Raw genomic sequence first — 13,507 nt, 5'->3', positions numbered from 1 at the left:
AGCAAAAAGCCATCGTTACGATGGCTTTTTAATTAATTTGATATACGTGACATTCTAGGTATCTGATTGACCCAGTTCTTTTGGCATGTCATCACGTAGGCTCTGCCACATAACGCCACTATTAATACCATAAGTGCGCATTAACGCAGGTACATCAGTGTAGTTTTTATCGATAGCAAGTTGCTGCAACTGCTTATAAAAATCCATCGCCAATGCTCGTGCTTCAGCACTTGAGAAATAGTAACGCCCCACTCTGCTATATAAGCCTTTAAATCCATTTAGGATTAAAACATAAAGTGGATTACCTGACGAAAATGCTAAGGTGTGCTGTAGTTCGTAATCGAAATCCGCATAGGCCTGAGCAGTATCTTCAAGCTCATTAATCGTCGCCAGTGCTGCAACTGCTTTATCAGGACTATTGCGAATAGCACCTCTAAAATAAATTGCACTGACACTGCTTCTCGCAGACAGCAACTGGTCTACTAATTCAGGAAAACCATCAGGGTTTAGATCAGCAATCGTCTCTAGAATGTTTAGTCCTGACGTTTCCCAGAAATTATTAACACGGGTTGGTTTACCGTGCTGAATCGTAAGCCATCCGTCTCGAGCCAAACGCTGCAGTACTTCACGCAATGTCGTACGGGTGACACCAATCAATTCTGAAAGCTCACGTTCAGCGGGCAGAATAGAGCCTGGAGGAAACTTATTTTCCCAAATGGATCGTACAATATACTTCTCTGCAAAGCTTGCAGGGCCTTTGGCATTGATGATCATAAGCCTACTCTATCCGATTATTAGTGTTGTTCTGTGACTGATCATACCAGAGCGGTAGGAAATGAAAACTAAAACAGGCTTATTAGACGATGACTAGCGAAATAAAGCTGTCGAACCGCTCATTTTTTGCGCTAACAGTTCAGTTTAAGTGATATTTTTTTGATATAGATAGCTGTTTCGTCATTAGGGGCTTTTTAAGTTATCGAAAAGGTTTTACCTTTAGCATTGGCTTATTTATCTCTAGTAGAAAATTCAACCATTTTGGCTACTAGAAACTATAAAAAATCAATAGAGAGGATTCCATGCCTGTGACAATGAGTCGGGCGTTTCTTGACAACTTCTTGGGTAATTCACCTAAGTGGTTCAAACTCGCGATCATATCGTTTTTGGTGATCAACCCAATCGTATTTTACTTTAACCCGTTTATTGCAGGCTGGCTGTTAGTTGTTGAATTTATTTTCACCTTAGCTATGGCCCTTAAGTGCTACCCATTACAACCGGGTGGATTATTAGCGATTGAAGCTGTGGCTATCGGCATGACTTCGCCGAGCCAAGTGCTACATGAAATCGAAGCAAACCTTGAAGTAGTGTTACTGCTGGTCTTTATGGTCGCCGGTATTTACTTCATGAAGCAGCTGCTACTTTTTGTCTTTACCAAGATGATTACTAAGGTTCGCTCAAAAGTTGCTGTATCGATGATGTTCTGTATGGCATCGGCATTTTTGTCTGCTTTCTTAGATGCACTAACTGTTATCGCAGTTATCATTACCGTCGCTGTCGGTTTCTACTCTATTTACCACAAGGTAGCGTCGGGTAAAACTTTTGGCGATAGTCATGATCATACATCTGATGGCCATGAGCAGCTATGTCAAGAAGAACTCGAGTCTTTCCGAGGTTTCTTACGCAACTTGCTGATGCATGCTGGTGTGGGTACCGCTCTTGGTGGTGTTTGTACTATGGTTGGCGAGCCACAAAACCTGATCATTGCAGCCCAGGCAAACTGGCAATTTGCTGAATTTGCTATCCGCATGTCTCCAGTGACAGTACCTGTATTCTTTGCTGGTATTACGACTTGTTTCTTAGTTGAGAAGTTCAAAGTCTTTGGCTACGGTCAACAGCTGCCTGAGGCAGTTCATAAGATCTTATCTGATTACGATGCTCATGAAGATGCTAACCGTACTAAACACGATAAAGTTAAATTACTTATTCAGGCACTTATTGGTGTGTGGTTAATCGCAGGTCTTGCACTGCACTTAGCTTCTGTTGGTCTAATCGGTCTATCTGTTATCATTCTTGCAACAGCATTTAACGGTATCACTAATGAACACGCACTGGGTAAAGCATTCGAAGAAGCTCTGCCATTTACAGCACTATTAGCGGTTTTCTTTGCTATCGTTGCAGTCATTATTGATCAGCAGCTGTTCGCACCAGTAATCCAATGGGCACTAAGCTATGAAGGCAACACTCAGTTAGTCATTTTCTACATTGCTAACGGTCTATTGTCGATGGTAAGTGACAACGTATTCGTTGGTACGGTTTACATTAACGAAGTGAAAGCTGCGCTACTTAACGGCCAAATCACTCGTGATCAGTTCGATCTACTTGCTGTTGCTATTAACACCGGTACTAACCTACCTTCTGTTGCAACACCAAATGGTCAAGCTGCGTTCCTATTCCTACTGACCTCTGCGATTGCACCGCTTATTCGCCTTTCGTACGGCAGAATGGTGTGGATGGCATTGCCGTACACTATTGTATTGTCTATCGTAGGTGTGCTGGCAATTCAATTAGGTGGCCTAGAACAGATGACTCAGTATTTTTATGACAGTCAAATGTTAATCCACCACTCTGCTCAAGCAGCGGCGGATGGTGTAATATCAGCACATTGATAAGCATTATTTGAACTATTTTTTAAATAGTTAGTCATATAAAACGCCCTATTCAATAGGGCGTTTTTTATTTGCAATGGAGACTTTATCGTTGAATGCACTAATTCGTTTTTCCCACTCAAGAACAGCTTGGCTAACCTTAATGCTCTCAGCTGTTGCACTTGAGCTTGCCGCGCTCTTTTTTCAACACATCATGAAACTTGATCCCTGTGTTATGTGTATTTATCAGCGCGTTGCAGTATTTGGAGTCGTCTTTGCAGGCCTAATTGGTACTATCGGTCATCGCTCACGTATCGCTCGTGCGCTCGGAGTTATTGTTTGGGGGGTTAGCGCGGCTTGGGGGTTAAAGTTAGCGCTGGAGCTTGTCGATATGCAGATGAATCCCTCTCCTTTTGCAACCTGCTCATATCTACCTGAATTTCCAACTTGGCTACCACTCCATGAATGGTTACCTGCTATCTTTATGCCTACAGGCATGTGTACTGATATTCCATGGGAGTTTATGGGCGTCACTATGGGGCAATGGATGATTGTGGCATTTAGCGGCTACCTGCTCGCTTTACTGATTTTTATCATCCCATCATTAAAGAAGTCAATCTAGCTACCTAGGCGCTCCTATCAGTAATTCTTTATACTGACTGCTATAATGCAGGCTTACAAAGCAAAAACGCTCTATTAGAGCGTTTTTGTTATTTATATAGATATTGATACCTGAGTATTAATCAACATCTTTCATTGGCCAAAGCACTATGTGATCTTCAATATCTCGGATCTTAGTTTCACACGTTACCTTACCAGCTACCGACATTCCCGCTAAAATCATCGCCTCTTTCGAGCCCGTTTTTAAAGGATGCCAAGTAGGCAATTCTCGCCCCAAAAACAGGCGACGATATGCACAGCTATCGGGCAACCAAGTTAACGACGCGATATTGTCAACGGTGACTTTGGTACACGATGGCACAAAGCTAAAGCGTTGATCGTAATTCTGACAATGGCCCACTTTATTATCGAGTAACTGACAAGCGGCATTCGTGTAATAAAGTTGCTCAGTTTCGTCGTCAATCAATTTATTTAGGCAACACTTACCACAACCATCACATAATGACTCCCACTCTTCGGTCGTCATCTGTGCTAAGGTTTTTTCATTCCAAAACGCCATGCTTAAATCATTCACTCATCCAAATCAGTTAGCTGGCTATTATACAACGCTATGGCTGTCATTCGCACTAGGGCATTGCCCTACTTACACCTTTTAGATGGGCTTATTATTAAAATCTGTGATTATGATTAGAAAAGATACTGCGTATCCTTAAAAGGATTATTAGCGCTAACGCTGCCGAGTTAACGGCAAAGTTAGCGTAAATATGGGCCTAGCGCGGAGGTGATAACAAACAACCACGATAAAATCTCTCTTTTACCGTTTAAGTGAATGCTTAAATGATCGCCGGGTACTTAATTCTCTCTGAAAGATAAGCGACAGTAATAGCAAAGTAATCTGAGTCATTCCAACGTAGTAAACCGCGATAGTTATCATAAACCAGGTACTTACGCCCTTTTTCCCCATCAGGCATCACCAGTGATATCTGCATATCATCGCGCTTAGGTAAATCACTACCATCAAAACGGCGCACGCCAAGTTCCTGCCATTGATTAAAGCTTTTCTTTATCTTTAAGTCTGCAAGACTTGCTTCAAATGACTTAGGTAGCTGAACTTGCCGACCCCAGGTTTCAGACTCTTTCCAACCAGCTTGCTGAAGATAATAAGCAGTAGATGCAAATGCATCACTGATGTTATTCCATATATCCCTCTTACCGTCCCCATCACCATCTTGAGCATAGGCAAGATACGAGCTAGGCATAAACTGAGTTTTGCCCATTGCGCCAGTCCACGAGGCTTTTAATTCAGAAAATCCAATATCGTCACGCTGTGCAATTTTTAATGCGGCAAAGAACTCTTTACGATAAAAGTCTTCTTTGTGCCCTTCATAGGCTAACGATGCGGTTACCGATAAAACAGGGAACTCACCGCGCAATTGACCGAAGTTAGACTCTACGCCCCATAACGCCACAATGAAGCGTGGCTGCACACCATAACGTTGACCCATTTTCTCAAGTTCAGGATAATGTTGTTTATACAAAGCACGCGCCGCATCAACAGTTGATTGCGGCACGGCTTTGGGGAGATAGGTTTCAAGCGTAACAGGGCCTTCAGTCTGGTTTTGTCCAGTTACCATCGCTTTTTTAAACAATTTAATTTTTGGAAAAACATCATCTATCGTTTGTTTACTGATGCCTTTATCAATGGCATCTTGTTGTAGCGAGTTAACGTAATCACTAAAACTACCTTTAGGCTCACTTGCCGCACTGACGACGTTAGGCGACAAACTTAAACAGCAAGCCAGTGCTAGAACATGTTTTCCAAAAACCATAATACCCCTTGTGTTACATCTTTTATGGCATTAACCCTTTTTAATCCGGATTAAAACCGATGTCTTTTTTATGTTGTTCTAATAAATTAACAACAGGAGGTGGTAACTGTAAATAAAATCCTTTTTCTTTCAGTTCAGATCTTACTTTTTTTATATCGGCAAAACCTAAATGATCACGCTTTTCGATGGGTAGCATCATCACTAACTGCGGCTCGCCAAACATGGCCATTAATGCTTCAGGAACACGTTCAAAATCATTACGTTTTTCAACGAAAAGATAACTTTCAGCCTTTCTACGGCTTTTATATACTGCACAGATCATATACGACTCAAATTCCAAACTATTCAACTTGCCAGCTACGAATGCACACTATAACATGGACCGTTAGGAATATAATGGATATCGGCCCTGTGCTGAATTTTTTCTAGAGAGCGATTCAGGAATGCAAACACCTAGCCTCGAATTAAAAGGCTCTTCTTTTACTCTTTCTGTACTGCATATCAATAATAATGATATGGCAGTTATTGCCGCAGAGTTAGATGCTAAGCTTGCCATTGCACCACAATTTTTTATTGGTGCGCCTTTAGTGGTCAACCTTAGCGCTATAAAAGCTCCAGATTTTGACATACTGGGTTTAAAAGAAATTTTAACCAGTCGTCAATTGATTATTGTTGGCATAACCAGTGCGTCTAATGAGCTAACTAAACAAGCTAAATCGATTGGTCTAGCCATAGTCAAATCAGGTAAAGAAGCCACTTCACAGCCTCAAATGCCTAAAACGACCAAAATCGTTAAACAAAATGTCCGCTCAGGGCAACAAATCTATGCCAAGAATGCAGATTTGATTATTGTCGGTGCGGTGGGCAATGGTGCAGAAGTGATAGCCGACGGCAGTATCCATATATATGGCACATTACGTGGTAAGGCGATGGCTGGCGCTGCTGGCGACAGAAACGCGATTATCATGGCACAAAAAATTGAAGCAGAGCTCGTATCGATTGCAGGTCAATACTGGCTAACTGAAAATCTTCAGCAAAACGGAGCCGCTCCAAGCGGTTGTATTCGCCTAGAGGGCGAATCGCTTACGGTTGAATCATTGCCTCTGTAAGAGCGCAAAATTGAAAGGATTATTATAAATGGCGCAAATTATTGTTGTCACATCGGGTAAAGGTGGCGTGGGTAAAACCACCTCAAGTGCTGCTATTGCCACAGGTCTTGCGATGAAAGGCCATAAAACCGTGGTTATCGATTTTGATATTGGTCTGCGCAACTTAGACTTAATCATGGGTTGTGAGCGTCGTGTGGTGTATGACTTTGTTAATGTTATTAATGGTGAAGCAAATCTAAATCAAGCACTGATTAAAGATAAGCGCTGCCCGCAGCTTTTCGTATTACCCGCTTCGCAAACTCGCGACAAAGATGCCTTAACCAAAGAAGGTGTTGGTAAAGTCTTAGAAGATCTAGCCAAAGATTTCGAATATATTATTTGTGACTCACCAGCGGGCATTGAAACTGGCGCTATGATGGCGCTATATTTTGCCGATACAGCGATTGTAACGACCAACCCTGAAGTCAGCTCTGTGCGTGATTCAGACCGTATTTTAGGCATGCTACAAAGTAAATCTAAGCGTGCAGAAGAAGGTTTAGAGCCAGTTAAAGAGTACTTGTTACTGACTCGCTACTCTCCTGCCCGTGTAACAACAGGCGAGATGCTAAGTGTACAAGATGTTGAAGAGATCTTAGCGATCCCATTGCTCGGCGTGATCCCTGAATCACAAGCCGTATTAAAAGCCTCTAACTCTGGTGTACCTGTAATTATCGATCAAGAGAGCGATGCAGGTATGGCCTATAGCGATGCTGTAGCAAGGTTATTAGGTGAAGAACTGCCTTTCCGATTTCTTACGGAAGAGAAGAAAGGTTTCTTAAAACGAATATTTGGTAGCTAATTATGTCTCTTCTTGATTATTTCAAAACGAAAAAGGAACCAAGCACTGCAGTTACAGCAAAAGAACGACTGCAGATTATCGTCGCACACCAACGTGGTGAGCGCGGCGCTCCAGATTACTTTCCTCAGATGAAGCAAGAGATCATCGAAGTGATCCGTAAATATGTGCAAGTCGGCCCCGATCAAGTATCGGTGCAACTTGAACAGACAGATGACCATTTTTCAGTGTTAGAACTAAATGTGACGCTACCAGAGCAAAACTAATAGCGATATTAAATAAAAATGCCCGCATATGCGGGCATTTTTATTGGTATTTAAAACCTGAGCAGCTACAATTTCAGCGCGGCTAAAGCCTCTGCAACAATCGCTTCTCTCCAACCAGTAAGAATAAGCGGTTTATCACCTTTCTTATTAGCCCATATCCACTCCAAATATTCATGGATATACTTTTTAGAGCCAAGCAGTTCAATCGGAATAGCGTTCGCTTCTGCCTGCTCTGTAATACAGTTTTTGATGCTCTTAAATGCCACTTTGTAACCCGTTTTAAGTGCAATCACATCTAAAGGCTTAGGTGGGTTATCATAGTTTACATTGGCAATCAGCTTAATAAGCTCTTTACCATGAATACGCTTCTCTTGCTCGGTCAGCTCTGTCAGCTTATAGAGGTCATTACTCGTTTTAGGCTGTTTCTTTGCCAACGCGATTAATGCGTGATCTTTGACAACAAAACCCAGTGCCAGATCTTTTTGCAAAGCACGCTGTAGGCGCCACTTAGCTAGATCTCGTAAAATGGCAAGTTGATTCGATGTCAGCTGGAAGGCATTTTTAACTTTTAAATAAGCAAGTTCAGGGTCCGGCATATCCAAACGCCCCTGAGTCATACGAATGCCCTCTTCGTACACCCAGTCAAGCCTGCCTTGCTCTTCAAGCTTATCAACTAATTGAGCATACAGTTTATACAGGTAATACACGTCGTTAGCAGCATAGTTTAACTGAGCTTCTGTCAGCGGTCGCTTTAACCAATCGGTGCGTGACTCACCTTTATCTAGACTCACGTCTAAGGTTTGCTCAACAAGCTTGGCATACCCTAATCCATGCCCCATCCCCGCTAAACCGGCGGCGATTTGACTATCAAACAAGTTTGTTGGCTGGCATTGACCATAACGCGCGAAGACTTCTAAGTCTTCACTGCAAGAATGCAGTAGTTTTACGCTACTTTCTTTATTAAGCAATTGCCAAAACAAGTCAAGATTGCTGATGGCTAATGGATCAATCAATGCAAGCGTCTTACCGTCATAAGCCTGGATCAGACCTAGTCTTGCATAGTAGGTGCGAGTACGAACAAATTCTGTGTCTAGCACCAATAAATCAGCTTCTTGGTATTGCTCTACAAGGGCCGCTAAACTGGCATCATCTTCAATATATTGAAACGCTAACAAAGTTGTCTACTCCATAAATATGCAAAAGCCGGCAATCGCCGGCTTTAAATTTAATCAAAAGTGGCAATCACCACTTAATGACTAATAAAGTTAAGCTTGCTTAACCTCATCTCTCAATTCCCTACGTAAGATTTTACCTACGTTGGTTTTAGGCAGTTCATCTCTAAATTCTACCAGCTTAGGAATTTTATAGCCCGTCAAATGCACACGACAGTGCTTGATTACTGCTTCTTTGGTCAAAGATTTGTCATTTGCGACAACAAATACCTTAACCAACTCGCCAGATACCTCATGAGGGACACCAACGGCTGCAACTTCAATCACTTTAGGATGTAAGGCTACCACTTCTTCAACTTCATTTGGGAAAACGTTGAAGCCAGAGACCAAGATCATGTCTTTCTTACGGTCGACAATAAAGAAGTAACCTTGTTCATCCATATAGCCAATATCACCAGTCGCTAAATAGCCATCTTTATCGATAACTTGACTCGTTTCTTCAGGGCGCTGCCAATAACCCACCATCACCTGTGGTCCTTTAGCAAACAACTCGCCAGTCTCGCCTTGAGCAAGTACCTTACCGTCATCATCACGAACTTGCACATCGGTATTAGCCACAGGAAAGCCAATAGAGCCGTTATAACCATCAAGGTTATACGGACAACATGTCACAAGTGGCGCCGCCTCAGTCAAACCATAGCCTTCTAGCAAGCGGGTTTTAGTTAAACCCTGCCATTTATCGGCAACAGCACGCTGAACAGCCATTCCGCCACCAATCGACAACTTCAGATCTGAGAAATTCAACTTACCGAAATCTTCGTTATTAACTAACGCATTAAACAGCGTATTAACCCCAGTTAACACCGTAAACGGATGCTTCTGTAACTCTGCGATGAAAGCAGGAAGATCTCTAGGATTAGTGATAAGTAAATTATTAGCGCCTTTATGGATAAACAGTAAACAGTTAACTGTTAACGCAAAAATATGATACAGCGGCAATGCAGTAACGACGAACTCTTTACCTTGATCAAGCATAGGCCCATAAGCTGCATCAGCTTGCAAAAGGTTACTGACGACATTGCTGTGGCTCAACATAGCACCTTTAGATACCCCGGTCGTTCCACCGGTATACTGTAAAAAGGCTAAATCTTCTCTTTTAACAACAGGCTTCACGTACTGCATACGTCGACCTTTAGACAAAGCCTTACGCATAGAAATTGCATGTGGTAAATGATACTTAGGTACCATTTTCTTAATGTACTTAACGACAAAGTTAACCACGGTACGCTTAGGAGCACTTAATAGATCGCCAAGACCCGTTAAAATAACGCTCTCTACAGGTGTATCATCAACCACTTTTTCTAAAGTATGTGCAAAGTTTGACACCACAACGATGGCTTTAGCGCCAGAGTCTGTCAGTTGATGCTTAAGTTCACGTGGGGTATACAGTGGGTTAACGTTCACCACCACCATGCCCGCACGTAAAATACCAAACAATGCGATAGGATATTGTAAAAGGTTAGGCATCATAATTGCGACACGGTCGCCTTTATTCAGCTTTAACTCGTTTTGGAGATAGGCAGCAAAAGCTCGGCTTCGCTCTTCCAGTTTACGGTAAGTCAGGGTCGCGCCCATATTCACAAACGCTGGTTGATCCGCATATTTAGCCACTGAAGTTTCGAACAGATCGACAAGCGATGCATATTGTTCTATATCAATTTCAGAAGGTACGTCATCTGGTAGATTATTAATCCAAAGTTGGTCCACAAAAATCTCCTAATATCTCCACCAGCGGTAAGAACTATACCGCTATGGTCGTTAGCAGCTTGCCAATAAGCAAGCTAAAACACTGTCTATTCTTTATATTTATTGGGCACGCCCGTAAATCATACGAGCGTTTAAATTTTGATTATCATCACATAAACGAAACAAAAAACCTAGCCCCTTTTTTTGCTTAACTATTTAAGAAAGCACTAATCGCTGTTGACACCTTTTCAGCATTGCCCATATGAAGGTGATGATCACCCTCCAGCTCTATGGTTTGTAATTGATTAAACCAGCGATTCGCCATTGGGATCGCTTCTCGTAACTGAGGGAAACCTCGGTTACCTGAAATTAATAGCGTATTGACTTTATGGGCTTGCATTAAGGCATCGACTTGAGAATAAGTCAGTCTTAAAGGGGAATCTAATTTTAAGCGAGGATCACTGCGCCAGCATACCCCAGAATCAAGGTTTTGCATATTGCGCTGAGTCAATAATTCGCACCATTGCAGGTCTAGTGCCGTAAATTTGTGCCGTGCATGTGCAGCAAGTGCGATATCTCGATGACTCTTTGCAGGTTTAGCCAAATTAGCAAGATAGCGTCGATGATCTGCAAAGCTATTTTGTAAGCGTTTTTTTGATTTCCCCTCCCCTTCGTATAACGGTGAGAGCGCTTCAATTAACAGCAAATTACTGACTTTATCAGGAAATGCTGCAGTATAAGCCGACGCAATAATACCGCCTAAAGAATGGCCTAAAATAGCATGTGGTTTCAACGTTAAAGGGAGTGTTTCAAGCAAGACATCTAAATCATAGAGGTAATCGACCCAATGCAGAGGATAGCGACCAGGTCGATGCTGCGATGCGCCGTGCCCAGGCCAATCAATGGCTAAGATTTGATAATCCGTTAAATATTGACTCAAGGGCTCAAAGCTATTGGCATTATCTAACCAGCCATGTAACGCTAAAATAACGGGCTTATCTGGTACTCCCCACAATCGTCCAGCTAGCGTGATATGGGGTAGCACCAAGGTTATTTCATTATCGGGTTCGCAGGCCAAGCGCATGTAGACTCTTACTTTTTGATAAATTTCAGCGTCATTCTATCGCTTTCACCAATAGCGAGATACTTTTCTTTGTCTTGCTCATCAAGGGCAAGTCTTGGAGGAAGTGTCCAAACGCCTTTAGGGTAATCCTTAGTATCTTTTGCATTGGCATTGACCTCTGAGCTTGCGACAAAAGTGAACCCCGCTTTTTCAGCAAGTTTAATCACCTCAGCTTGTTCCATATAGCCCGTTTTCACATCCATTCCAGGATTAGCTCTATGCTCAACAATACCAAATATTCCACCTGGTTTTAGCACTTTATAAGCGGAGTCCAATACAGGTTCGAGATAACCTTTCATCGCCCAGTTATGCAAGTTTCTGAAAGTGAGCACCACATCGACGCTATTGTCAGCCCCCATTTTATAGTAAGCAGGTGGATCAAAGGTGACGGTACTGGCACTACCTAGCTTGGCGCTATTATCTTCGAGCCACTGCTCAAATCTCTTACCCGCTTTAGGACGATAGCCGTTACGCGCCTTCTCATCTTCAGGGTGTGTATCAAAATTCCCCGCAATATATTGGCCTTCATTGGCTAAATATGGCGCGAGAATTTCAGCATACCAACCACCACCGGGCCAAAGTTCAATAACCGTGTCGGATGGTTTGATATCAAAGAAAGAAAGGGTTTGCTCTGGGTGACGATACTCATCGCGAGCGGTGTTTTGAGCAGGCCTAAAATCACTGTTAACGGCAGCTTCTAGCCCATTATTTTCGTGTTCAAGGGCAATTGCAGCTGTGCTAAATAATGATAAGCTACATGTGCTTGCAAGCAAAACGCTTGCTGCTAAGATTTTCTTTTTCATTGTAATTCTCCCTAAGATGACAGGCATCAACCTAGCAGTCGGTTAACAAAAAACCAACCCATATAAACAGAGATTTACATTTTATAATTTAACTAAAACAAAATAAGGTGCCAAATATGGCGTTAACTGGCGAGTTTAACGATCACGTTATCTTAGTCAAACGCGAGGCCGCAGCATCGACTCTACGCCAACATAAATATAGCATGAAGGCACTCGTTGCTAACCAACCGAATACCCAAAACCAAGCTGGCAACCAACTTTCTCCCGCGAGCATATTTGCATCGCCTTGGCCGTCAAGCCCTAACAACACCATCGGGCTCGCCAATGCATTTAAGATAATCATCAATGCCATCACGCGCAGACCACTGGCTAAGAAACGATTTTGTTTAAGCTTTAAAGGCAACAAAAATAGCACTGCTAAGCTTGCTAAAATCGCCACGGTCAATAGATCCCGAGCCCAGAGTATAATCGTTAATACCACTACGCCGCCAAGTAGTGCGAAACTCAAGCGGATCCCTTTTGCCCAGGTGGCAAACATAAAGATCAAGTAGCCCCAAAGAGCCGCACCAAAGTAACCAGAAAAGCCGATTAGGATTGGCCACCCTCCCTGGCTAAAACACAAACCTGCACCATTGGGAAAGAGTTCGATATGGCTAACAACACCACCAGAAACGATGGTTGCTAACCCATGTGAGAGTTCATGAAAATAACTTTCTAACCATTTGAAAGGTACGCTTACAAAAGGCAATCTCGTTACCATAAAAGCAATGAAGAGTTCAATTAAGAATCGGGTCCGCCCCGGAACTCCTGAAGATGATATGTGATTACTGTATTGCGAGGCTGATGCCGTATTGTGTTGAGCACCAGGTTGAGAATTGGATTGAGGTTTATGCATAGGTATCTATACCCACCATCTGCTTAATCTCTTCTCGCTTAGCAGCATGTTGATTAACTAAATACTCAGCCACCGCGCCGCGATGTCCACCCGTATGATCCTCATACTCAACATGAGCACCTAACCTTGACTGTAACGCAAACTCATCTTCTTGGTAATCATGAGTCACGAACGATTGCGGCGCTTTGGTTGTCTGAGACGGCTCAACGCCGCCAGAAGCCAAAGCACTAATATGATTTGAAGCACTGGTTAGGTTTGAAGCAACAGACTTGTTAACTTCCCCCCTACTTGTTGTATTAATTGCAGCTTGAGTTGTTGCAAGCGGGCTTGAATTAATCTGCATCAAATCGTCCTTAATACATTCGCTTTATCGTAGACCTTAATATCAGAGCACTAATACCTTTCGCGAATATTAGCCTGCAAATATCCAGTTCACAAATATCTAGTCCGCGATTACAGTCCGTAA

General features: G+C 42.6%; 15 protein-coding genes. 5 read left to right on the top strand and 10 right to left on the bottom strand.

Translation table 11 applies throughout. From position 1 onward, the window contains the following. Positions 1-54: 54 nt before the first annotated feature. Complete coding sequence (gene fadR, locus ACVBJC_RS05775; RefSeq protein ID WP_447159902.1) at positions 55-774, bottom strand: fatty acid metabolism transcriptional regulator FadR; 720 nt, start codon at positions 772-774, stop codon at positions 55-57. A gap of 302 nt (positions 775-1,076) precedes the next feature. On the opposite strand from fadR, the gene nhaB reads away from it, so the two are divergent. After that, positions 1,077-2,663 (top strand): sodium/proton antiporter NhaB, encoded by a 1,587-nt coding sequence (gene nhaB, locus ACVBJC_RS05770; RefSeq protein WP_447159903.1) that lies wholly within the window; start codon positions 1,077-1,079, stop codon positions 2,661-2,663. A gap of 91 nt (positions 2,664-2,754) precedes the next feature. Next, the gene (dsbB, locus tag ACVBJC_RS05765; protein WP_447159904.1) at positions 2,755-3,264 is read left to right on the top strand and encodes a disulfide bond formation protein DsbB; all 510 of its coding nucleotides are present in this window, start codon (positions 2,755-2,757) and stop codon (positions 3,262-3,264) included. 117 nt (positions 3,265-3,381) lie between these two features. On the opposite strand, the gene ACVBJC_RS05760 is transcribed toward dsbB, so the two are convergent. The 3 genes from ACVBJC_RS05760 to ACVBJC_RS05750 form a co-directional block, all read right to left on the bottom strand. Further along, the gene (locus tag ACVBJC_RS05760) at positions 3,382-3,822 is read right to left on the bottom strand and encodes a YcgN family cysteine cluster protein (protein WP_447159905.1); all 441 of its coding nucleotides are present in this window, start codon (positions 3,820-3,822) and stop codon (positions 3,382-3,384) included. A gap of 274 nt (positions 3,823-4,096) precedes the next feature. Then, entirely contained in the window at positions 4,097-5,092 is a 996-nt protein-coding gene (locus ACVBJC_RS05755) for a lytic murein transglycosylase (RefSeq protein WP_447159906.1), read from the bottom strand. A 40-nt stretch (positions 5,093-5,132) separates the two neighbouring features. Next, on the bottom strand, positions 5,133-5,414 hold the full coding sequence (locus tag ACVBJC_RS05750) for a YcgL domain-containing protein (RefSeq protein WP_447159907.1): 282 nt from the start codon (positions 5,412-5,414) through the stop codon (positions 5,133-5,135). A gap of 121 nt (positions 5,415-5,535) precedes the next feature. Here ACVBJC_RS05750 and minC point away from each other — a divergent pair, with 121 nt between their 5' ends. The 3 genes from minC to minE are packed head-to-tail and all read left to right on the top strand — an operon-like array spanning position 5,536 to position 7,302. Continuing rightward, a complete protein-coding gene (gene minC, locus ACVBJC_RS05745) occupies positions 5,536-6,201 on the top strand; it encodes a septum site-determining protein MinC (RefSeq protein WP_447159908.1) in 666 nt (221 codons plus the stop codon). A gap of 28 nt (positions 6,202-6,229) precedes the next feature. Continuing rightward, complete coding sequence (minD, locus tag ACVBJC_RS05740; protein WP_447159909.1) at positions 6,230-7,039, top strand: septum site-determining protein MinD; 810 nt, start codon at positions 6,230-6,232, stop codon at positions 7,037-7,039. 2 nt (positions 7,040-7,041) lie between these two features. Then, complete coding sequence (gene minE, locus ACVBJC_RS05735) at positions 7,042-7,302, top strand: cell division topological specificity factor MinE (protein ID WP_447159910.1); 261 nt, start codon at positions 7,042-7,044, stop codon at positions 7,300-7,302. A gap of 65 nt (positions 7,303-7,367) precedes the next feature. On the opposite strand, the gene rnd is transcribed toward minE, so the two are convergent. The 6 genes from rnd to ACVBJC_RS05705 form a co-directional block, all read right to left on the bottom strand. Continuing rightward, positions 7,368-8,477: a ribonuclease D gene (gene rnd / locus ACVBJC_RS05730; protein ID WP_447159911.1), complete on the bottom strand. Its 1,110-nt coding sequence runs from the start codon at positions 8,475-8,477 to the stop codon at positions 7,368-7,370. A 90-nt stretch (positions 8,478-8,567) separates the two neighbouring features. Continuing rightward, positions 8,568-10,241, bottom strand: coding sequence for a long-chain-fatty-acid--CoA ligase FadD (gene fadD / locus ACVBJC_RS05725; protein WP_447159912.1), 1,674 nt, complete (start codon positions 10,239-10,241; stop codon positions 8,568-8,570). A 187-nt stretch (positions 10,242-10,428) separates the two neighbouring features. Further along, the gene (locus ACVBJC_RS05720) at positions 10,429-11,304 is read right to left on the bottom strand and encodes an alpha/beta fold hydrolase (protein ID WP_447159913.1); all 876 of its coding nucleotides are present in this window, start codon (positions 11,302-11,304) and stop codon (positions 10,429-10,431) included. 8 nt (positions 11,305-11,312) lie between these two features. After that, positions 11,313-12,146, bottom strand: a complete 834-nt coding sequence (locus ACVBJC_RS05715) for a class I SAM-dependent methyltransferase (protein WP_447159914.1) — start codon at positions 12,144-12,146, stop codon at positions 11,313-11,315. 142 nt (positions 12,147-12,288) lie between these two features. Beyond that, the gene (locus tag ACVBJC_RS05710; protein WP_447159915.1) at positions 12,289-13,041 is read right to left on the bottom strand and encodes a M50 family metallopeptidase; all 753 of its coding nucleotides are present in this window, start codon (positions 13,039-13,041) and stop codon (positions 12,289-12,291) included. Then, positions 13,034-13,384 (bottom strand): hypothetical protein, encoded by a 351-nt coding sequence (locus ACVBJC_RS05705; protein WP_447159916.1) that lies wholly within the window; start codon positions 13,382-13,384, stop codon positions 13,034-13,036. Before ACVBJC_RS05705 ends, ACVBJC_RS05710 begins: the two co-directional genes overlap by 8 nt. Between the last annotated feature and the right edge of the window lie 123 nt (positions 13,385-13,507).

The organism is Shewanella sp. 0m-6, assembly GCF_052977325.1.
The sequence above is the reverse complement of the archived record's forward strand: the minus strand, read 5'-3'. Positions and strand labels throughout refer to the sequence as shown.